The sequence below is a fragment of the Halopenitus sp. H-Gu1 genome, assembly GCF_041821145.1.
Taxonomy (GTDB): domain Archaea; phylum Halobacteriota; class Halobacteria; order Halobacteriales; family Haloferacaceae; genus Halopenitus.
Genome location: NZ_JBGUBC010000024.1, coordinates 17,018 through 38,303, shown reverse-complemented (window position 1 = coordinate 38,303; position 21,286 = coordinate 17,018). Strand labels below are relative to the sequence as shown.

The 21,286-nt window shown below is 61.8% G+C and carries 21 protein-coding genes; 12 read left to right on the top strand and 9 right to left on the bottom strand.

Annotated elements, in window-relative coordinates; translation table 11 throughout:
• Positions 1-187 precede the first annotated feature (187 nt).
• The 9 genes from ACERIT_RS13985 (at position 188) to ACERIT_RS13945 (ending at position 11,232) form a co-directional block, all read left to right on the top strand.
• Positions 188-688 (top strand): molybdopterin-dependent oxidoreductase, encoded by a 501-nt coding sequence (locus ACERIT_RS13985; RefSeq protein ID WP_373675477.1) that lies wholly within the window; start codon positions 188-190, stop codon positions 686-688.
• Entirely contained in the window at positions 685-1,371 is a 687-nt protein-coding gene (locus ACERIT_RS13980) for a class I SAM-dependent methyltransferase (protein WP_373675476.1), read from the top strand. Before ACERIT_RS13985 ends, ACERIT_RS13980 begins: the two co-directional genes overlap by 4 nt.
• A gap of 234 nt (positions 1,372-1,605) precedes the next feature.
• The gene (locus tag ACERIT_RS13975; protein WP_373675475.1) at positions 1,606-3,261 is read left to right on the top strand and encodes a TrkA family potassium uptake protein; all 1,656 of its coding nucleotides are present in this window, start codon (positions 1,606-1,608) and stop codon (positions 3,259-3,261) included.
• Between the two features lie 465 nt (positions 3,262-3,726).
• Positions 3,727-4,923, top strand: coding sequence for an orc1/cdc6 family replication initiation protein (locus ACERIT_RS13970; protein WP_373675474.1), 1,197 nt, complete (start codon positions 3,727-3,729; stop codon positions 4,921-4,923).
• Positions 4,924-5,603: 680 nt separating this feature from the next.
• Positions 5,604-6,614, top strand: coding sequence for an ABC transporter substrate-binding protein (locus ACERIT_RS13965; RefSeq protein WP_373675473.1), 1,011 nt, complete (start codon positions 5,604-5,606; stop codon positions 6,612-6,614).
• A gap of 22 nt (positions 6,615-6,636) precedes the next feature.
• On the top strand, positions 6,637-7,476 hold the full coding sequence (locus ACERIT_RS13960; protein ID WP_373675472.1) for an ABC transporter permease: 840 nt from the start codon (positions 6,637-6,639) through the stop codon (positions 7,474-7,476).
• Positions 7,476-8,285, top strand: a complete 810-nt coding sequence (locus tag ACERIT_RS13955; protein WP_373675471.1) for an ABC transporter ATP-binding protein — start codon at positions 7,476-7,478, stop codon at positions 8,283-8,285. The genes ACERIT_RS13960 and ACERIT_RS13955 overlap by 1 nt, the downstream gene beginning before the upstream one ends.
• 84 nt (positions 8,286-8,369) lie before the next feature.
• On the top strand, positions 8,370-9,938 hold the full coding sequence (locus ACERIT_RS13950) for a hypothetical protein (protein WP_373675470.1): 1,569 nt from the start codon (positions 8,370-8,372) through the stop codon (positions 9,936-9,938).
• A 223-nt stretch (positions 9,939-10,161) separates the two neighbouring features.
• Positions 10,162-11,232, top strand: coding sequence for an alanine--glyoxylate aminotransferase family protein (locus tag ACERIT_RS13945; protein WP_373675469.1), 1,071 nt, complete (start codon positions 10,162-10,164; stop codon positions 11,230-11,232).
• Between the two features lie 40 nt (positions 11,233-11,272).
• On the opposite strand, the gene ACERIT_RS13940 is transcribed toward ACERIT_RS13945, so the two are convergent.
• The 4 genes from ACERIT_RS13940 to ACERIT_RS13925 form a co-directional block, all read right to left on the bottom strand.
• On the bottom strand, positions 11,273-12,121 hold the full coding sequence (locus ACERIT_RS13940) for an RNA ligase family protein (RefSeq protein ID WP_373675468.1): 849 nt from the start codon (positions 12,119-12,121) through the stop codon (positions 11,273-11,275).
• Between the two features lie 133 nt (positions 12,122-12,254).
• On the bottom strand, positions 12,255-12,857 hold the full coding sequence (locus tag ACERIT_RS13935) for a hypothetical protein (RefSeq protein ID WP_373675467.1): 603 nt from the start codon (positions 12,855-12,857) through the stop codon (positions 12,255-12,257).
• A 201-nt stretch (positions 12,858-13,058) separates the two neighbouring features.
• Positions 13,059-13,814, bottom strand: coding sequence for a hypothetical protein (locus tag ACERIT_RS13930; protein WP_373675466.1), 756 nt, complete (start codon positions 13,812-13,814; stop codon positions 13,059-13,061).
• 75 nt (positions 13,815-13,889) lie between these two features.
• Positions 13,890-14,519 carry a uracil-DNA glycosylase family protein gene (locus ACERIT_RS13925; RefSeq protein ID WP_373675465.1) on the bottom strand — a complete coding sequence of 210 codons (630 nt, stop codon included), beginning with the start codon at positions 14,517-14,519 and terminating at the stop codon, positions 13,890-13,892.
• Between the two features lie 124 nt (positions 14,520-14,643).
• On the opposite strand from ACERIT_RS13925, the gene ACERIT_RS13920 reads away from it, so the two are divergent.
• Positions 14,644-14,805 (top strand): hypothetical protein, encoded by a 162-nt coding sequence (locus tag ACERIT_RS13920; RefSeq protein WP_373675464.1) that lies wholly within the window; start codon positions 14,644-14,646, stop codon positions 14,803-14,805.
• 101 nt (positions 14,806-14,906) lie between these two features.
• On the opposite strand, the gene ACERIT_RS13915 is transcribed toward ACERIT_RS13920, so the two are convergent.
• The 5 genes from ACERIT_RS13915 to sdhC form a co-directional block, all read right to left on the bottom strand.
• Positions 14,907-15,134 carry a TrmB family transcriptional regulator gene (locus ACERIT_RS13915; RefSeq protein ID WP_373675463.1) on the bottom strand — a complete coding sequence of 76 codons (228 nt, stop codon included), beginning with the start codon at positions 15,132-15,134 and terminating at the stop codon, positions 14,907-14,909.
• 374 nt (positions 15,135-15,508) lie between these two features.
• On the bottom strand, positions 15,509-17,344 hold the full coding sequence (locus tag ACERIT_RS13910; RefSeq protein WP_373675479.1) for an FAD-binding protein: 1,836 nt from the start codon (positions 17,342-17,344) through the stop codon (positions 15,509-15,511).
• Between the two features lie 37 nt (positions 17,345-17,381).
• Entirely contained in the window at positions 17,382-18,275 is an 894-nt protein-coding gene (locus tag ACERIT_RS13905; protein WP_373675462.1) for a succinate dehydrogenase/fumarate reductase iron-sulfur subunit, read from the bottom strand.
• Between the two features lie 13 nt (positions 18,276-18,288).
• Positions 18,289-18,660 (bottom strand): succinate dehydrogenase, encoded by a 372-nt coding sequence (locus ACERIT_RS13900; protein WP_373675461.1) that lies wholly within the window; start codon positions 18,658-18,660, stop codon positions 18,289-18,291.
• A gap of 1 nt (position 18,661) precedes the next feature.
• The gene (sdhC, locus tag ACERIT_RS13895) at positions 18,662-19,087 is read right to left on the bottom strand and encodes a succinate dehydrogenase, cytochrome b556 subunit (RefSeq protein ID WP_373675460.1); all 426 of its coding nucleotides are present in this window, start codon (positions 19,085-19,087) and stop codon (positions 18,662-18,664) included.
• A 381-nt stretch (positions 19,088-19,468) separates the two neighbouring features.
• Here sdhC and nirK point away from each other — a divergent pair, with 381 nt between their 5' ends.
• Complete coding sequence (gene nirK / locus ACERIT_RS13890; RefSeq protein WP_373675459.1) at positions 19,469-20,560, top strand: copper-containing nitrite reductase; 1,092 nt, start codon at positions 19,469-19,471, stop codon at positions 20,558-20,560.
• A gap of 127 nt (positions 20,561-20,687) precedes the next feature.
• Positions 20,688-21,275, top strand: coding sequence for a plastocyanin/azurin family copper-binding protein (locus ACERIT_RS13885; RefSeq protein ID WP_373675458.1), 588 nt, complete (start codon positions 20,688-20,690; stop codon positions 21,273-21,275).
• Positions 21,276-21,286 lie beyond the last annotated feature (11 nt).

Sequence of the window (21,286 nt, the reverse complement as noted above, 5' to 3'; positions counted from 1 at the left end):
TTCTGTGTTTCGGGAGCGCGGGCGAACACCCGGGACAATAATTACGGTAGGTATTCCCGCCGTCGTTTGCTGGGATACCGCTCGAAGGCAACCCGGTCACGAACAATGTGAATCCGATCACGGACAAAGTGAACCCGATCTGGAATTCGGAGGAACCGTTTTTATACGTCACCCCGTCGTTCCGAGTATGAGCGATCTCAAACGGCACGAGATCCCGGAGGCGATCGAGACTACCGAGTGGACGCTTGATGTTATCGGCGCGGTCGATGCCCCGCTCGTTCTCTCTCGACATGAACTCGAATCGTTCCCCCACGAATCCATCACGGACGAGTTCGCCTGCGAGGAGGGATGGGTCGCGGACGGGCTCCGCTGGTACGGAATACGGGTCGAATCGATCCTGGATCGGGCCGCCCCGAGCGACGCAAGCGAGTACGGACTGGTTCGTGCACTCGATGGGGAGTACGCGTGTTCGTTTCGGCTTGATCGTCTCGCCGAATCGATCCTCGCCGTCGAACTCGACGGTGCTCCCCTCGCTCTCGAACATGGTGGACCGGCTCGGTTGGTTCCGGAAGCTGGCGATCGCGACTGCTGGGAGAGCGTCAAGTGGGTCTCGTCAATCGAGCTCCGCGAAACCGAACCGACGGCAGCAGACACCGCTGAGGATCTCGCGCTCTCACGTATCGCATGAGAGACACTCATCAAAAGTGGGAACGACGGTTTCGAAACGAGACGTATCCCACGGATCCCGATCCCTCGCCGCTTTTGCTCGACTGTATCGAGACCGCGGCGGATTCGGAGCGTGGGGATGGAACTGGCAACCGCGCTCTCGACATCGCGACCGGAACGGGTCGGAACGCGATCCCGCTCGCCGAGGCGGGCTATACGGTGGACGCGGTCGACCAGTCGAGGGCGGGATTACGTCTCGCTCGTTCGCGGGCACGCGAGCGGGACGTCGCCGATCGGATGAACTGGATCCAGGCGGACGTCTCGACGATTCCGTTCCCGACTTCGAGATACGCTCTCGTCGCAATCAGCTTCTATCGAGCGATCGATCGCTTCTCCGACATCAAGCGATCGCTCGCTCCGGGCGGAATTCTGTTCGTCGAGCACCACCTTCGGACGACGGATCCCGTCGAATTCGGATCGAGCGACGATCGATTTCGTCTCGCCTCGAACGAGCTGCTTCGGTCCTGTCTCGATTTGACCGTGCTCCACTACGAGGAGCGAACGGAGATCCTTGAGGACGATCGCCGGAGCGCGATCGCGGAGATCATCGCCCGGAAGTCATCAGGGGACGCCCAGTCCTACCCTCATTTCGATCGTGGACGCGGAGAAGGCGACGAAAGGACGGATGAAACGGACGAAGCATAAATCGCCTCGACCTGTTCCGCCCGCAAAACGGAACCGAATCCGGTTGTGGATCTCTTGTTTCTTGATCGGAGCTAGTTTTCGCTCGGGGCTAGTTTTCGCTCGGAGCCAACCGATTACGATCGTTTAACGCGCCCTCGGCGTCACTCGTCAATCCTCCACTGTCGCTCGTCGACCCTCCAACGTCACTTGTTCCGCTTCCCGAGAGGTGATACTCCTGCACCCATCATAGGCAGTATGGCTCGGCTGGAGTTCGGAACCCGACGGACGGTGTATTATGCCCTCCTCGTCGTCGCGACGACGACGCTTTTCACGCTGACGTACAACGTCGGGATGGCGATCTGGGAAGGTCGTCCACAACCGCTTTATCGGTCACTCGAGGTCGTCATCCAGAGTTTCACGACAACGGGCTACGGGGAGGATTCGCCGTGGCAGTCGCTCCAGATGAACGTGCTCGTCATCCTGATGCAGTTGTCCGGGATCGGACTCATCCTCACTGCAGTCGACGTCTTCGCCGTGCCGTGGCTCCGTAGCGCGCTTACGCCGAGCGCGCCCGAGGCGATCGACGATATCAATGACCACGTCGTCGTCTGTGGATACACGCCACGTACGGAGGCATTCATTTCCGAGTTGGACGCCCGCGATCGCGAGCATGTGCTCGTCGAAGCCGACGATGAGATCGCACGGCAACTACACGATGACGGGTATCGCGTCATTCACGGTGACCCCGAGTCCACGGACACGCTCGAGAACGCCCGTATTGGCTCGGCGATCGCGGTGATCGCCGACGCCGGTGACGACACCAGCGCGAGTATCGTCCTTGCAGCGCGCGATGCCGACCCGGACGTTCGAACGATCACTCTCATTACGGATCCTGAACTCGTTCGGTATCATCGGGCCGCTGGCGCCGATGAGGTGCTCTCGCCGCGGCAGTTGGTCGGTGAGAACCTCATCAGTGAGATCCCGACGGCCGTGACGACTGAGGTCGAGGAGGGGATCGCCCTTGGCGAGGAGTTTGAACTGGCAGAACTGTCCGTCGAGGAGGGGAGCTATCTGTGTCATCGAACCTTCGGCGACGCTCGCATCCGCGATCGGTTCGGCGTGAACGTGATCGGCGCGTGGCTCAACGGAGATTTCGAGACACCCGTCGACCCGGAGGCAACGCTTGAGGCTGGCACACGACTACTCGTGGTCGGTACTCCGGATCGGATCGAGACGCTTCGGGACGCCACCGAAACGACCGTTCGACGGTTTCCAAGCCAGCGCATCGTGCTTGCGGGATACGGTGATTCCGGTAAAGCGGTGTACGATCGGCTCAGGGACTCGAACTCCCAGGTGACCGTTCTCGACATCGAGACTGATGAGGAAGGCATCGTCGATATCGTCGGCGATGCACGCGATCCGGCCGTTCTGGAGGAGGCGAACGTCTCCGAGGCCTCCGCATTCATCCTCACGATCGGGGACGATACGACCGCGATATTCACGACGCTCATCGCTCGCGAGCTTAATCCGGATCTCCGGATCGTCGTTCGGGCCAACGACGCCGAGGCCGTCAAGAAACTCTACCGTGCCGGGGCTGATTACGTCCAGTCGCTCGCGACGATCAGCGGGCGAATGCTGGCATCGACGGTCTTCGAGGATAAGGAGGTCATCGCCTACGACAAACAGATCAGTGTGGTTCGGCTTCCGGCCGGCGATCTGGCTGGAACCACGGTCGCCGACGCGGATGTCCGTGAACGGACCGGCTGTACGGTTGTCGCGTTTCAGCGGGAGGACGAGACGATAGCCGACTTCGATCCCGAAACGTTCGAGATCGAACCCGATGATAGTCTCGTGGTCGCCGGTGCCACCGACGACGTGACGCGATTTGAACGGACTTTCGTCCACTCGTGAACGGTCGGTCGAGGGAGTGGGTCGGTTGAGAGAGCGGGTCGGTCGATTTCGTGAGATCGGATGAGTGAGAGAGTACGTTTCGTGTGCTTTTGGGTTGGGTGGGGGAGGGGGATGGGGTGATATAGTGTGAGGTGCGGTAGGATAGGATGGTGTGTGGTGATCGTGTGTAAACGGATCGAGAAGCCCGTTCGACTCGAAATCAAACGATATACGAATACGCCCGAAAACTGGTGACACGGCGGAGGCAAGAGGGACGATATCTTCCCTCTCTCCGGATCGATGCTGGAAGTGACACCCGGCTATCTCCGAGGGTGAGAGTACGTTTCGTGTGCTTTCAAGATGATAGTTCGCATCCAGACCCAAGACGTCGACCATCTGTGGTCGTTCGATCGTTCCTTGAGGAAAGCAAACGAAACAGACGAAAGTAGGTATTAAGTAGTAGAAAGATCCTACCGTTTACAAGACATGGGAGGGCCATTCAGTGGTCTCACGGAGACCATCTTTGCTGACAAATCCGTTCTCAACGAGAGCTATCAACCCGAGGAGATACTTGAGCGCGACGAGGAGATCGAGTCGTTCAGTCACGCGCTCCAGGACGTCTTGTTCGGGCGCGAACCGGAGAACGTGTTCTTGTACGGCAAGGCCGGCCTCGGAAAGACCGCCGTGACGAAGTACATGATGGATGAGTTGCGTTCGGAGGTCACCGTCCGCGAGGAGGCGAACGACCTTCACGTTCACGAGATCAACTGCAACGGAAAGACGCTGTTCATGGTGGTTCGACGTCTCGTAAACGATCTTCTACCCGAGGAGTCGAGTCCGTTTCCGAAACGGGGACTCGGTACAGGGGACGCCTTCGACGAACTCTATCACCAACTCGATCGACTCGGTGGAACCCACCTCGTCGTCTTCGACGAGATCGATCACCTCGACGACGTCAACACGCTCCTGTATGAACTCCCCCGAGCGCGATCGAACGGCCACATCACCGATTCGTTGGTCGGGATAATCGGCATCAGTAACAACTACACGTTTCGACAGTCACTTTCGGCAAAAGTGAAGGACACGCTGATGGAGACCGAGATATCCTTTAGCCCCTACGATGCTGGCGAGCTTCGAACCATCCTTCGTAATCGCGCCGACCGGGCGTTCGTCGACGGTGCATGCGACGACTCGGCCATCGCGAAGGCCGCCGCGCTTTCCGCACAGGACATGGGGAACGCTCGACAGGCGATCGATCTCCTCCGTGTCGGCGCGGAGGTCGCCGAGCGCGAAAACGACGAGGTCGTCTCCGACGACCACATCGAGGACGCGAGGACGCTCGTTCAACGTGGACGGTTGCGCAACAAGATCCGCGATCAGACCGAACACGCTCAATACATTCTGGAGACGATCGCGAAACTCGATCAGCGGGGGGAGGTCCCGGCCCGATCGAAGAAGATTCAAAAAGGGTATGAACGGGTCGCGGAGGCCTACGGTTCGTCCCCACTGACGACGCTTAAGAGTATCCAGGATCACCTCTCTGACCTCCATATGCTTGGATTCCTCCTCAGACACGAACGCAACTACGGACTCAAAGGGGGCCAATATTACGAGTACGAACTCGATCTCGATCCGTCGATCGTTCTCGAGACGCGAGCGGAGATCGTCGAGGTGGACGAGTAATACCGGATCAGGGAGATGGCGCAAAAACGCCGAGCCGACATCACCTCTTCTCTTCTCTTCTCTTCTCTTCTCTTCTCTTCTCTTCTCTTCTCTTCTCTTCTCCCCTTCCTCGTGTCACCACAAAGCACACGAAACGTACTCTCACTCTCCCCGATTTCCCTCGTCAATCCACCTCATCTCCACCGTCTCCCATCTCCATCTCCATCTCTCCCCTTTATCACCTATCTCCCTCCACTATTTCCCTCCACCATTTCCCTCCACCCCCTCCCCCGATCCCAAAAGCACACGAAACGTACTCTCACTCTCATCCAACTCCCGCTCTTCGGACGGGGATTCACGACACCAGCCCGCCGGACGGGACCCAGGACGTCTCCGGTATCTCGCAGTAGCACCTCGACAACTTTCGTCGTCCCTCAATCGAAGGGATTCGGAGGCGAATCCCTGGCAACGAAACGTCCGGCACAAACGCGACAACGAGGTGTTCGCGTCGATCGACGGCTGAATGAGGTAAATATCTCCTGTATCTACGACTCTCAAATACCCGAAGAAACCCCGTAAAGCAGACATACGACGCCGGAGACGCCGAACACGTTGATTCACCCGCCATCACCGGCGACCGCGAGAATAGCCGTCGGCGACGAGGCAATACGGCGGTACCTCCTTTGATCCATATGAAACGGATGACGACGTCGACTCGACGTAAATTTCTCTCGGTAGCCGGCGGAACGGCGGCGGTCGGGCTCGCGGGGTGTCTCGGCGGAGCCGGCGGGAACATCGACGAGTTGACCGTCGCACATATGCCGATCTATCCGGACCTCCAGTGGTACGTGATGGAGGGCGAGGGATATCTCGACGAGATCGACGCCGAGATAACCAGTCAGGAGTTCTCCGATGGTCCTGCGATCGTCCAAGCGTTGGGTGGCGGGGACATCGACGTCGCGCTGTTCGGCATCGTTCCGTCGATCATCGCGATCGACCGAGGTATCCCGGTGAAGGTGACGGCCGCGAACATCCATGAGATGCTCGGGATCATGGTCGGCGAGGAGTTCCGGTCGCTTTGGGCGGATCACGGCGCAGACGCCTTCTCCGTGTGGGAATCCGAGACGGGCGAACCGTTCGAGTTCGGAACGTTTCCGCAAGGATCGACGCCGGACGTCTTCTTGCGACACTGGCTGTCCGACGGCCTCGGTCTCGATCCGGAAACCGACGTCGAGATCACCGAGATCAACGGTGCGAACGCGGTCTGGCAGGCGATCGCCAACGACGAGATCGACGGGACCTCGATCATGGAGCCAGTTCCGACGATCGCAACCCAGGAAGGGTCGGACGTCTCGCTTTTCAAGACCGCCTCGGAGATCATGCCCGGCCAGCCCGGCGCGGTCGTAACGATGAGCGACGCTGTACGCGAAACCGATCTCGCCGAGCAGTTCCTCTCCGCACACGTCCGGGCGACGGAGTTCATCCGTGACCAGCCAGCCGAGACGGCGGTCCACGTCGAGGAGGGGATCGGAATGTCGGCGGATCGAGCCCAAACGGCCCTCCAGTCCCCGCTTTCGAACTTCATCACCGACCCACGGGAGATCGAAAGCGGAACCGAGGTGTTCGCTCGATTCGCCGAGCGAAACGGGCAGACTGACGAGCAGCGCTCGACCGATGAGATATTCGATTACGACGTGTACGATGGACTCTAAGCACTTCCCTCGATGATCACCGATGGCCACTGACACTTCCTCACCCACGGAGGCAACCGGGGCGGACACGCTCGACGGGATCGACGATAGTGCCTCGTTTCCGGAATCGATAGACACCCGTCGCATGCTCTCCGGTGCCGTTGGGATCACGGCGTTTCTGCTCGTCTGGTACCTCGTCTCGTTCACCCAACCGGCCTACGTCCTTCCCTCACCGGTGGCCGTTGCCATCACGTTCGGTTCGGAGGTCGCCTCCGGGGAGTTGCCGACCGCGATCGGACAGAGCGTCCTGCACTGGGTGCCGGGAACGATCGTCGGAACGACACTCGGCGTTGCCTGTGGGATCGCTCTCGGTTGGAGCCGCTTCGTCGACGATCTCGCCTCGCCGGTCGTTCGACTGTTGCGTCCAGTGCCGCCGCTCGCACTCCTCGGCTTCGCGATCGCCTGGTTCGGGATCAACCACGCCGGCGCGGCGTTCATCATCGCGATCGGCGCGTTCTGGATCAACTTCTATGCAGCCTACGGCGGCATCGAGAACGTCTCCGAGGATCTGGTCGATGTCGGTCGTTCGCTCGGGGTTTCCGGCGATCTGGATCTACTCAGACGCGTCGTCATCCCGGCGGCCTCCCCCGAGATCCTCACGGGGATCCGCACCGGAATCGGTCGCTGTTGGATGCTCGTCGTCGCCGCCGAGATATTCGGAGTCGCGGGCATCGGCCGGCGGATCCTCCGTGCCTCGAACAACCTTCAGGTCGACGTCGTGATCGCGTACATCCTCACGTTGAGCCTGTTGTTCCTGGTCGTGGATGTCGGTTTCCGTGCGGCACAACGCCGGTTACTCGTCTGGCGGGGTGAAACGCGATGATGGACCGCGAAGCCGATCCGACGACGTGGCCGACTCCCGACTCCGCGCTCGTTCCCGGCGAGCCGCGGGTGGACGTGCACGGACTGAGCAAACGGTATCCCGCGCCGAACGCTCCGGTTCGGGCGATCGAGGACGTCTCCTTCCAGGTGGCCGACGGCGAGTTCGTCTGTGTTATCGGTCCTTCCGGGAGCGGCAAGACGACTCTGTTCCGGCTGATCGCCGGGCTCGAGTCACCGAGCGACGGCGCGGTCTATCTGGGCGGCGATCGCGTCACGGAACCCGGACCGAACATGGGGATCGTCTTTCAGGAGTACCACCTTTTCCCATGGCGAACCGTCGCCGGAAACGTGCGGTTCGGTCTTGAACAGCGCGAATTGACCGAGACTGCTCGTGCGGACCGCGTCCAGGAGATGATCGATCTCGTTGGATTGTCCGGATTCGAGGACAGCTATCCGCGGGAGCTAAGCGGCGGGATGAAACAGCGTGTGGCGATCGCCCGCGCGCTTGCGGTCGATCCGGAACTCCTGTTGATGGATGAGCCGTTCGGTGCAGTCGACGCCCAGACCAAGGAAATGCTCCAGCGCGAACTCCTCGACGTCTGGAGTGAGACGGGCAAAACCGTGCTTTTCATCACCCACGACGTCGCGGAGGCCGTCACGCTCGCCGATCGAGTGGTCGTGCTCGGTTCCGACCCCGGGCGGCTGCGGGACGTCGTGACGATCGACCTCGATCGCCCTCGCGAGCGCAGTGACCCCGAGTTCGGCGAGCAGGTCTCCTTGTTGCGCGAACTCATCGGCGCGGACGGATGACGGGTCAAGTGCCGGCATTCCCCGCCCCTGACGAATATATTCGTGGACAGCCGGAGGTGTTTGGCGGCCGTTCCTTCGAACGATATGAGCGTCGTTCCCGGCACCGTCGAGACGGATCGACAGCCGCCGATGACGATTCCGCTCCGTCACTTCCTTTTCGCCCTCGTCTTTCTCGCCGCCGGAGTGATCACGGGATTCGGAAGCGGTATCGGCACGCTCGGCGGACTCTCGTCGCTCGCCCACGTCCATCTGCTTTTGGCAGGGTGGGTCTGTGTGACGATCATGGGGGCGATGACGCAGTTCGTCCCGGTGTGGTCGGGCGTCGAGCTTCACTCTCGAACGCTTGCGACCCGGCAACTCCAGCTCGTCGTCGTCGGGCTCGGCGGGTTCGCGATCGGGTTGTTCACCGGACGACTCGCCCTCGTTCCCGTCTTCGGGGCGGTGATGCTGCTCGGATTCTGGATCTTCGTGTACAACCTCGCGCGGACGCTCCAGTCGATCGGATCGGCCTCCGATCTCGACGTGACCGAACGGCACTTCGCGATCGCCCTCGGATTCTTCCTTCTCGTTACCACCCTTGGGATCCTCCTTGCGATCGACTTCGTCCGTCCGGTCCTTTCCGTTCTCCCCGTCTCACGACTTGACGTCGTCGGTGCACACGTGACGCTCGCCGTCTTCGGGGCGGTTCTCACGACCGTCCTCGGGGCCCTTTATCAGCTTGCGACGATGTTCACCCAGACCGAGCTTCACGGGATCGATCTTCCGATGAAACGCTTCGAGGAGATCGGATACCCGATCGGTGTCCTTTCGCTTGCGACCGGGCGACTTCTCGGGATCCACGTTCTCGGAGTCGTCGGTGGGGTTCTCGTGCTTGGGGGTATCATCTCGATGAGCGTCATCCTCGCGCGCCGACTCGTCGAGACGAGAGTCCCGTGGACGCCGATGCTCTCGCGATACGCCGTTCTCTCGCCGGCGATGGCGATTTGGGCGCTCCTCACGCTGCCGGTTTGGGTCCGGGATCCTCTCTCGGCGTCCGTGCTGTTTGGCGCACCGGGGACGGTCCATCTATTGACCTTCGGCGTGATCGGGTTCGTCGTCCTCGGGACGGTGTATCACGTGGTCCCCTTCATCGTCTGGGTCCACCGCTACAGCGACCTTCTTGGGTTCGAGGACGTCCCCATGATCGACGACCTCTATAGCGACCGTCTCGCCCGCCTCGATTTCGCCAGCTTCCTCGTCGGGACCCTCCTGATCGTCGCGACCGATCTGATCGCGGCGGCCGAACTAGTGGCTGCTGCCGGCTCGATCGTGGGAATTGAAGGTGGAATCGTGGGCGGTGAGCAACGAATCGACGGGGTCGTTCGCAGCGTCGGCGGAGCGGTCGTTCTCGCCGGTACCGTCGCCTTCTGTTGGAACATCGTGGCGGTGCTTCGAACCCACAGTCCCTACTCGATCGCGGAGATCCTGTTCGGTGCAACCGCGGCTGATTCTTCATCCATCGATGACCCATCGACAGTCGACAGCCCGCCGACTGCTGACGGCTCTCCGACCGTCGACGGCCCCTCGACCGTCGATAGTCGATCGACTGTCGACGACGAGTCGAGCGTCACACGACCTAATTCGGGAGGAGACCTTCCTCCGGATCGGACCTGATCGAAACCATCCTCTGTCAACCGGGCGACCGTCTCTGGAACTCTCTCGACTCCCGGAACTCTCCGAACCGCTGAAACACCCCGAACCGCCGGAACTCGCCGAATTGTCGGGATTCGCCCAAATCGCCGGATCCGATCGGAATCGAGAACGGGACCGCCGATTGGAATTAAGAACGATACCGCCGATCGGAATCGGCAAATGATCGCCGGCCACACAGTGACGTATGACAACGAGATTCACACCCGGGCCGACGGAGGTTCCGGAGCCGGTCCGGGAGGCGATGGCGGCGGTCCAGCCGAACCCGGACGTCGAGGCGGCCTTCACCGAGCGATACGATGGGGTCTGTCGGAAGCTCGCTCGCGTCTACGGGACATCCCACGACGTCGTCGTCCCCGGTGGCGAGGGGATCCTCGGACTCGAAGCAGCGATCGCCTCGCTCGTCGCGCCCGGCGATCAGGTCCTGTGCATCTCGAACGGACTCTACGGCGACGGATTCGCGGACTTCGTCGAGTCCTACGGGGGCGACGCGACGGTCGTCTCGACACCCTATGACGAGCCATACGATCCGTCTGCGATTGCCGACGCCCTTGATACCGCCGCTGCCGGCGGTGACCCGATCGAAATGGCGACGCTCGTCCACTGTGAGACGCCGACCGGGGCGCTCAACGACATCGATCCCGTTCTGGATATCCTGGCGGAACACGACGTAGTGACTGTCGTCGATGCCGTTTCCTCGCTCGGGGGAACGCCCGTCCCGACCGACCGGATCGACGTCTGTCTGGGGGCCTCCCAGAAGTGCTTTAGCGCACCGCCGGGACTCACCACCGCCGCGATCAGCGACCGGGCTTGGAAGCGAATGGAGGAGCGCGCTCCGTCCTCGCTGTACACGAACTTTCTGCCGTGGCGCGACGTCTCCGAGGGCTTCCCCTATACTCACCTGAGCGCGAACGTGGCGGCCCTCGACGTCGCGCTCGATCTCCTGTTGGATGAGGGACTCGAGGCGGTCTTTGACCGCCACGAGCGGGCGGCCGAGCGATGTCGCAAGCGTGGACGCGAACTGGGCCTCGAGTGTTTCCCCGCTCCCGGGAACCGATCGCCGACCGTGACCGCCTTCCGCCTGCCAGGGGAAGCTCGAACCGTGCAAAAACGGGTGCGGGAGGAGCACGACGTCGTTCTTGCGACTGGACTCGCCGGGATGGCCGACGACATCCTCCGGGTCGGGCATATGGGGTACAACGCCGACGTCGAGGCGGTCGATCGCGTGATGGACGCCATCGCGGCGGTCCTCGATTGAACCCACGTCGTTCCCTTCGTCACCGTGCTCCCGCCACGTCTCATCGCTCGCCCCGATCATCCAGGAACCGGCCGGTCAACTCGGTGACTGCGGACCGGAGGTCATCCATCTCGACCGGGTCCGGACCTTGGGCGAGCCGGCTGTATTCCTCGCGAACGAGCTCCTCGAGGCCACGCTCGGAGAGCGTCTCGACGGTCACCGGGTGATTTCGATCCGTGATCCCCGCCGCGATCCGCTCTAGCCGATGTGCGGTCACGTACCGATCGGCCACCTCCCGTGGTGATCCCTCGATGGGCGTCGTCCCGTCGGCCTCCTCGACGTCCGGATCGAGAATCTTCGCCCGGCGTCCGCCTTTATCGCGGAGCACGATCCCCTCCGCGGGACCGTCGTACCACGCCGAGTCGGGGATGGCGTCGGGGTCCGGATCGAAGTCCCGTGCGCGGACCTCCTGTTCGAACACGTTGATGGGCCGCAATCCGAGTTCTTCGAAGATGGCCTCGACGGAATCGGGCGGCCGGAACGCGTCGGCATCGGCCGACCAGACGTCGAATCCCAAGAACGGGGGCATCCGGTCCCACTCGTAGTCGATCCGCTGGAGGTATGTCGCCTCACCGAAGAAGACGACGTCCTCGATATCGTCGATCGCTGTCCGGAGGGCCTCCCGGTCGAGATGCTCGCGAACATGGTGGACGGCGTGTCGATACTGATCGGGGATGTCGTCCGGATCCTTGTACACCCGGTTTCGATCGCCAAACTGGATCAGTCCCGACGGCCGTAGCTGAAACCGGAGATGCCCCCCGTCGACCTTCTCGAGGAGCCAGAGGTGGCCCTCCTTGAGGAGCCGATCGGGGGCGTCTTCGATCCGCGGGATGGATGGGTACGTCTTCATGGGGAGCTCGTTGCCGTCGATGTCTCGGCCACCATCGGCGTGTTGCCGACGTGGCTGTGTCCGACTCTCGACGGCGCACCTCGACGTTGGCCGGGATCCGGTTTATACGTCCGGGTGAGGCGGCCGTAACTCCCTAAAAGGGTGCCCCCGAGTTCCCTGACGGTCCCCGGCTCGGACCCTCCTCGCGCATCGATCGCTCCATCGGGTTCGAGCCGACACCGTCCGATTCCTCGGGAACGATGGTAACGTCACCAGTCTCCAGATACAACTCCTCCAGTTCCGCCAACTGCTCGTTGATCGCCTCGCTTTGATGGTGCATCCGGTCGGCACGGACGCGAACCAGATCGTAGTCATGGCGATCCCTCAACCCATTCCAGGCACGAAACGATCCAATGGTCAGCGTGTGCGTCTGTGGACAAAACGGCGTCGTCGGCGTGAACTCGGCGCGCAGGATGGCGGAATCGTCGGTCTGCTCGGCGTAGCGGTAGCCCGCTCCCGGGTGGCGAGTGTCGAGATTCAACCGCGCGAGGTTGTAGTTAAAGGTCATGTCGTACACCTTCCGTTCCTCGAAACATTCCTTCGTCACCTCGTGGAACGCGAGATGCTCCTCGCCGGTCAACACGTCGTGCCCCTCGAGGAACGCTCCCGGTCTCGGCAGGTGATCGGGGACGAACTCGTCGTCTCCGTCGAAGAGATCCCCGTCGTCGTTTCCGAACGGTGATGGAAACCCGGCCATGGATCACGGTCGGGCCCACTCGACCCTAGAGCTCTCCCCGGACATGTTCGTCCGAAATTCACTCGTATGTTCGTCCGAAATTCGCTCGTATTCCTCCGATTCGAATGCTTCCCTCGTCCGAGCACTTCTCCCTTCAACCGCTCCCTTCGAACGCTCCTCTCGTTCAAGCGCTTTTCCGTTCGGTCGGGATCTGGGCGCCGGTCACTCCCGGACGAGTTCGAGATCTCCGTCCACCTCGCGAGTCGCCAGTCCGTGTTCATGGACGAACGTCGCCGTGTACTCGGGCACAACCCGCTCTGCGGCAAAGCGTGCTCGAAGTAGCGGGACGACGTCAAGGAGGTCGCTGCCCGTTCGGATCGTGGGTAGCGATCGGATGAATTCGACGTCTCCCCCGACGTCTCGCGTCCGCTCCGCGATCGTTTGGACGCTCGAGCCGGCGAACGCGTCGGTAAAGTCGATCGCCTCGGTAAATCCGGCGTAATAACACCGCCCTCGTGAGGAGGGGCCGAGAACGGTACTCATACTGCGCAACTTCATCGCGGCCGCATCGATCACCTGTCGGGTGAGGAACGGGGCCGTCGGGGTTACGACCGCCACGGAACGCGCGCCCTCCTCACGAAGCAGGTGTGTCGTCGTGTTCCCCGCCCGCGCGCTGACAGTCGAGCCGACCTGGGGTTCAAACCTGACGCTTTCGAAATCGCCGAGCGTGTCGGCGACGACCGCGCGCAGGTCCGCTTCCGGAGAGCCCTCGCCGCGCGCGCGCTCGGGAAGCATCTCCTCGGTCGGGTAGTTCACGAGGAGATCACCACCGGATCGATCGACGGCGCGAACCGTATCGCGCAACACGGCCTCATACAGTTCGCTCGCCTCCGCCTCCGAAAGCGGACTCGTTTCTGCGAGATCGGGATAGCCGACTCCCTGGCGTGGCGGATCGGCAAGCACGGCGATGACGGTCATATCGTTGTTGGGATGGTCAACGACTTTAACGCCCGGTTTCGGATCCACGTCACGGTCTCGCCCACGTCCGTCCCGTCACCGACTCTGCCGGCCCTTCGTCTGGCGGTAATCCCGATCGAGGACGTTTTCTCTGAAGTGTTCGAGAAACGACCGCCGGTCGGTCTCGGGGATAGCCGCCGGATCACACATCGGGACCAGTTCGAATCCTCGCCCGCGAACGGTGCTGGCATGTTCGGACTCGACGTCGAAGGAGTCCGGCGCGCGCGTGGTGTACTCGATCGCGAGCGCTTCGAGTGCCCGCTGGCCCACCGGGACGATTATCTGCGGGTTGATCATCCGGATCTCCGCGTTCAAAAACGGCTCGCAACTGGCCAACTCCTCGTCCGTTGCCGATCGGTCCGGATGGTGACACCGCGTGAGATGGGTGAAGAAGGCGTTTCGAACCGTCGGATCCTCGTCGTCTCCCGGATCGATGAAGCCGAGTTCCGTGAAGATCGATCGGAGCTGCGAGCCTGTCTCGCCGGCCAGGGGGGTTCCTGCGGCGTCCGTCCCCGATTCCGGGGACTCGGCTATCACGAGAAAATCCGCGGCGACGTCGCCGTATCCGTGTACCACGGTCGATCGCATGTCGCACAGTTCGGGACAGTTCTCACAGGCGGTATCCATCCCGAACGGGTTCGCAAACTCCGTTTGGTGTGCGTCCACGGGCCGCGTTCGCGTCCGAGCGGCAAAAATTCCGTGATCGATTCCACTCGAGGATCGTGAATCCGGCTGGAATCCCGCTGCCCCCACAAGATTTATCACGAAATATGTGGCACCCTCACATGATATGCCGGAATGTCAAAACTGCGGCGCGTTCGTCACCCCGGCGTACGCGCGTGTTTTCACGCCCAACGGGATCGAGGAGCCACGAGCGTGTCCGAGTTGTGAGGACGTCGTCCGTGACGGTGCGGACGTTCGCCGGGCGCGATCGACTCGAAATACTGGCTGATACACTCTCCACCCGAAAAACGACTGATACACCCTCTCCCGACGTTGACAGCGACGTTCCGGTCTGCGGCGAGTACCTTGCGTCGTTCCGGATCGGTCGTTTTAATTCAGGCGATACTCCTCGCCGCGCTGTTGGACGAATTCGCGTTTCCGAAGCGTCTTGAGAATGCTGTACAGCGATATCTTCTTCATCCCGAGGGAGGTAGCCATTTCGCCAACCGTCGCGCGCTCGTTGGTTCGAAGGTAAAGATACACGAGCTTCGCCCGCGGCGACTGCAACTCCGGTGGGAGTGTCATTGCGGACTCCCTGCCGGTCTCGGTTTCGATCATCATAGGTGATTCACTACTTCGACGATAATAAATCCCCTCTTCAACGATCGTCGAATATTCGAATAGTCGGAGTTCTAAGCCGTCTACACCGGAATATTCCGCCATTTACCCGCCGGATCGACTCCGCGATCGTCGACGGTCCGGTCGAACCCGGACGGATCATTCGATCGACGTCGTATGGGGCGTGTGAGTAGTGAACACGGTGATTTGGGGCGATCCAAACTGATTCATGGCCGACCATACGGTCCTGATTCACGGACGATCGCACGACTCCAATTCGCGGACGACCCGACGGCTTCGATTCGCGGAGTACACGATTACACGACCATCGACGGGCGAACGGATCGGGGTTGCGGTAGCCGATCCCGCTCGTCTCAGTAGGAGCGAACTTTCGGCTCGTACCGTTTCTCCTCGCCTTCGAGCACGACGGGGCGGTACCACAGTTCGGGCTCGCCGTCGTTCCAGGAGATGAGAGTGTGTTTGAGCCAGTTCTCGTCGTCGCGGATCTGATTCTCCTTTCGCCAGTGGGCACCGCGGAACTCGTTGCGGGCGAGTGCGCCGACCGTCAGGGCTTCCGCGATATCGAGGATGTTTCGCGTCTCAAGCGTGTGGATGAGATCGGTGTTGAACGTTCGTGACGGGTCCGAGACGCCGACGTCCTCATAACGCTCACGAGCCTCCTGAAGGTCGGAAAGCGCCTGCTTGAGGCCCTCCTCCTCGCGGAATACGTTTACGTTCTCGGTCATCGTGTCCTGAACGGCCGACCGGATCTCAGCGTGGTTGACTCCATCGGCGACGAGCAGTTCCTCGACGCGCTCGGTCTCGCGCTCGACCGCGCGTTCGAGAACGGCGTCGCCGTCGGTGACTGACTCGCCGCCGTCCGCGGTGGCGGTCGTGTCGGTTTCCGATCCTGTCTCGCCGAGCGGAACCGGCGAATCGAACTCGGCGTCCTCGTAATCGCCGTGTCTGCCGGTTTCGATCTCCGGCTCCTCGAACTCCTCGCCGGCGGCGTGACGCCCGGCGAGCTTGCCGAAGACGATGAGTTCGGGGAGCGCGTTTCCGCCCAGGCGGTTCGCACCGTGGACGGATGCGCACGCGCACTCGCCGGCGGCGTAGAGGCCGTCGACGCACGTCTCGCCGTACTCGTTCGTCTCGATGCCGCCCATCGCGTAGTGCTGTCCGGGCTTTACCGGCATCGGCTCCTCGAGCCCGTCGACGCCCTCGAAGTCCTCGGCCAGATGGAGGATGTTCTCGAGGCGATCGAGGATACGCTCCTCGCCGAGATGGCGCATATCGAGATGGACGTACTCGTCCTCGATGCCGCGTCCCTCGTTGACCTCGGTCAGCTCCGCGCGGGAGACGACGTCCCGGCTCGCGAGTTCGCCGTCGTTGTTGGCGTAGCCGCGTTCGAACATGAACCGCTCACCCTCCTCGTTGTAGAGGATGCCTCCCTCGCCGCGGACACCCTCGGAAATGAGCACGCCCGTGGACGGAAGCGTCGTCGGGTGGAACTGGATGAACTCCATGTCCTCCATGGGAACGCCCGCGCGGTAGGCCATCGCCACCCCGTCGCCGGTGTTTGCGACCGCGTTGGTCGTGTGGTCGTAGACCTGTCCCATTCCGCCGGTCGCCATGATGACGCCGTCGTTTGCGCGGAAGCCGGCAATCTCGCCGCTCTGGAGATCGTAGCCCACGACGCCGTGACAGGATCGGTCCTCGGGGTCGGGTTCGTCCGTGACCGCGAGATCCATCACGTGCCACTCGTCGTAAACCTCGATCCCCCGTTTGACCACCTGCTCGTACATCGTGTGCAACAGTTGGTGGCCGGTCTCCGCGCCCGCATAGGTCGTTCGCGGGAACGAGAGACCACCGAAGGGACGCTGGGAGACGGTGCCGTCCTCCTCACGAGAAAAGGCCATCCCCCAGTGTTCGAGCTTTATCGTCTCCTTTGGACTCTCCTGACAGAGGGTCTCGATCGCGGGCGCATCGCCCAGGTAATCGGACCCCTTCATCGTGTCGTAGGCGTGATCCTCCCAGGAGTCGCCGTCGCGAATGGCTGCGTTGATGCCGCCCTCCGCGGCGCCGGTGTGTGACCGAACCGGATGGAGCTTCGAGACGATCGCCACGTCGGCGCCGGATTCTTGGGCCGCGATGGCCGCTCTGAGTCCGGCACCGCCCGCGCCGACCACGATCACGTCGTATTCGTACATGGGTTGGGTAGTCTGTGTGTGCTGGCTCACGTTCGAGTCACCAGAATTTGAGGTTGTTCTTTACCGCTTCCCGTTTCAGCTCCTGGATGTGCTCGGTGAGTGGAATGTCCTTCGGGCACACCTCGGTACAGGAGAACTGGGTCTGACACCGCCAGACGCCGTGTTCCTGTTCGATGATCTCGAGACGCTCCTGCATGCGGTCTTCTCCTTCCCGTTCGTCCATCGCGAACCGATATGCCTTGTTGATCGCGGCCGGCCCGAGATACTCGTTATCGCTGGCAGCGATGTTACACGACGACATGCAGGCGCCACACCAGATACACCGCGTCGACATTTTCACCTTCTCACGGTTTTCCCGGCTCTGGCGCTGTTCGGCCAACTCGTCGTCGGGCAGCTCGTCGGCGTCGAAATACGGCTCGACGGCGTCCATCTGGTCGTAGAAGTGTTGCATGTCCACGACCAGGTCCTTGCGAACGTCCGCGTGCGGGAGCGGTTCGATGCGGACCGGATTCGAGAGATCCGAAATCTGTGTCTTACAGGCCAGTCGCTGCTGGCCGTTGACGAACATCGCATCGGATCCGCAAACCGCCTGTCGACACGAGTGGCGGAAGGTCAACGACGAGTCGTAGTGATCGCGCGCGTAGATCAGCGCGTCGAGGACGGTCATCCCCTTCTCGAAGGGAACGTGGAACTCGTCGAATCGCGGCTCCTGTTTGCCCTCCACCTCCGGATCGAACCGGAAGACGAGGAGCTCGCGCGTGTTCTCGCCGGCGGCCGGCTTTTCGGCCTCTTCGGCCTGCCGTTCCGCCTCTTTGTCGGCCGCTCGTTGCCGTTTCTCCTCGCGGCGGATGTCCCCTTTCGAGGGTTCCCCCTCCGCGTCCGATTCGACCTCGGCTTCCGCGTCGGATTGCTGTGGAAGTTGTGTACTCATGGTTACGTTCCGATTACAGCGGGAATCCCCCCGCCCAGGCGTTGGCAGTGCGGATGCCTTGAACGATGAGGATGATGCTCGCGAGGAGCAACGTGGCCTTGATGACCTGTTTTTTGCGTCCGGTCAATCCCTGATTGATGAGCGCGTTGTAGACGCCGTTGACGCCGTGGAACGTCGCTGTCATCAGGAACAACACCATGAGCGAGTAGTAGCTCACCGTCTCCATGCGGACGGAACTCGCCAGGAACGACACCTCGTCGGCGTGGTTGACGAAGTGAAGCAGGAAGAAGTGGAACGCCAATACGACGATGAGGAACGCGGCCGTGACCCGCTGGAGGAGCCACATGGTTCCTCCGGGCGTGAACGAGGAGTAGCGCTCGGCCATTCTAGAGCGCCCCCCCGACGAACGTCGGTACTGACGCGACCGTGATGAGGCCGGTCAGGATCAACGACGCGTAGAAGCTCTTGTCCTGTGATTCCAATCCGACGCCGAGATCGACGAACAGCAGACGCGTTCCGTTGAGGATGTGGAACACGGCAACTGCAAGGAGGCCGACCTCGAGAATGCGGACCAAAAGCAGTTCCTCGAGGGTGACGATCGTCTGCGTGTAGACGTCGTCACCCGCCTGCAAAACTGCTTGTTCCGCACCGGATGCGGGAATGGCGGTGCTCAAGACGGCGATGTGGGTAAACAGGTAGCCCACAAGCACCCACCCGGTGAACTTGTGAAAGATCCAGGCCCACATCCCCGCGCGGAACTCCCGCCAGCGGCCGAAGTCCTCGATGAGGCCCCGATTGTGCGACTGACTCATACCGTTTGGGGGTGCGTACCCATGAGGTAAAGGCGTTTCTAACGCGTCGGCGAGAGGGCACTCGCCCGCGTGTGTCCGTCCGCGATGGATCTACGCGTTGTCCCGATCTCATGAACGCGTCATTCCGATCCCACGATCGGATCGCGTCCGAATCTCGCGATCATATCTCGGCCGAGATCCCCCGACCAAATCGCGGTCGGACCTCACAGTCATTTCGGCTCCGATCGGTTCTCGATCCGTGCGATCGATCACCCCGATCTTGGATCATTTTCCCCATTTATATACTCCAGTGCATACATGTTCGATTGTCGTCCCCAGAAAATCGGAATACCGTTGCTGTTTGATGTATGTACCACACATTTGCTTACCTAGAGAGATCCAATGTCCAAGACTCCCAACATCCCACGACGGACGTTCATGAAAGCAGCCGGCGCCGGCGCGGCGGTATTGACGGCGGGCTGTCTCGGTGCCCCGCAGTCGGAAGACGCGAACGTTGAGGCGGCCGCTCCCGAGGCGACTGAAGCCGCACTCGCTGAAGCCCAGTCGGTCGATCTCGACCGGATCGCGGCCGATCCGACCGAGCTTCCCGACCCCGTCGACTGGAACGCTCCACGCCACCACGAGGTCGAACTGGAGACGACCGAACGCATCGCCGAGATCGAACCCGGCGTCACGTTCAAGTACATGACTTTCGAGGATCGGGTTCCCGGTCCGATGGTCCGTGTGCGTCGCGGCGACACCGTGACGCTCCGCTTGACGAGCAACGAGAACAACACGATGCCGCACAACATCGATTTCCATGCGGTTTACGGGCCCGGCGGCGGCGCTGACGACACGACGATCGGACCCGGTGAAACTGCGGAGATCCAGTTCAAGGCGATGTACCCCGGCGTCCACATCTATCACTGTGCGGTCCCGAACATGGATCAACACATCAGCGCGGGAATGTTCGGAGCGATCCTGGTGGAGCCGGAGGCAGGACTCCCCGAAGTCGACCGCGAACTCTACTTCGGCCAACACGAGTTGTACACGAACGGGGCTCCCGGCGAACCGGGTCACCACGAATTCGACTTCGACGCGATGAAAAACGAGAATCCCACCTACGTTTGTCTCAACGGTGAGGCGTACGCGTTCACGGGGAACGGATACGGTCCCGTCACCGTCGACAAGGGCGACCGCGTCCGGATCTTCTACAGCAACGGCGGTCCAAACCTCACGAGCTCCTGGCACGGCATCGGAAACGTCTGGGAGACGTTCTACCGCGATGGCGACCTCGTCTCCGATCCGGACCGGTACGTCGAGACCGCTCCGGTCGGACCCGGAACGGTCGCGGCCGCCGAGATCGACACGCCGGTTCCCGGCCCGATCAAGGTCGTCGACCACGCGCTCAGTCGCGTCGTCCACAAGGGAATGCTCGGCGTCATCGAGGTCGAGGGCGAACCCGAACCGGAGATCTACAACCCGAACCCCTGATCACCGGTTCCGGAATCGATCCTCGTCCAGTTGACCGATCGACGAGACGAACCGACCGGAGACGTCCGCTCCGTCCATACCACGGATCGGTACGTGCTCAACGACTCACTCGGCGTGACATGAATCCATGACTCAACGACTCACTCGACGTGACATGCTCCGATCGGCTGTGGCTGCCACAGCGGTCGGTCTCGGTGGCTGTCTCGGTGTCACCGGCACCGAGCGAGACTCGCCGCCGGAGGATGCGGGGGAGCTTGGCACGCCGGCTGCGGAGTTCCGGATCACCATCATATCTGAGCCGTTCCCCGAATTCGAACCCCAGATCGTTCACGTCGAACCTGGGACGACCGTGGAGTGGTTCGTCGAGACCGGACGACACGACGTGACCGCCTACCATCGTGAGAACCACCCACCGCACCGAATGCCGGAGGGCGCCGAGGCCTGGGAGAGCGACTATCTGACGGGGCCGGGAGCCAGCTATAAGCACACCTTCGATCGGGAGGGGATATACGACTACGTGGACACCCAGCAGGTCTGTGTCTCCCACGAGGTGGCCGGAAACGTCGGACGGGTCGTGGTCGGTTGGCCCGACCTTGAGACACAGCCCGCGATGGCGGCCCCCTCCGAGGAGTTGCCGTCACAGGTCGCCAACGCGATCGAACTGTTCAACGAGGAGACGCGGGCGGCCGTCGCGGACCGCGACGGGGACTCGTGAGCTCCGACCCA